A 302-nucleotide genomic window follows, 5' to 3' on the forward strand; every position below is an offset into this window, starting at 1 on the left:
CTAATTAACTCAGCAATTAAACGAGAAATTGTTGTTTTACCATTTGTGCCTGTTACAGCAATAACCCGTAGAGGTTTTACTACATCAGCTTGTTGCAAATAACGTTTTTGCCACTCTCCCATGCGCTGACGCACAACAGGGCATACCCATTCATTTGCTACACCTAATTCGGTTTCGCTAATGACAGCCAACGCTCCATTTGCTAAAGCCGCTTCAGCAAATGTACGCGTTTTTCCAGGCTGGCTATAACTTGTCAAAGCAATAAAAATTTGGCCCGTTTCAACTTTACGGCTATCTAAACT

General features: G+C 41.7%; 1 pseudogene. It reads right to left on the reverse strand.

The annotated features are described in order from the left end of the window. A pseudogene (locus tag ACG9ZB_RS17000) lies at window positions 1-302 on the reverse strand (UDP-N-acetylmuramoyl-L-alanyl-D-glutamate--2,6-diaminopimelate ligase); the annotation flags it as partial.

It is taken from the genome of Acinetobacter johnsonii (assembly GCF_048551975.1).
Taxonomy (GTDB): Bacteria; Pseudomonadota; Gammaproteobacteria; order Pseudomonadales; family Moraxellaceae; genus Acinetobacter; species Acinetobacter johnsonii_A.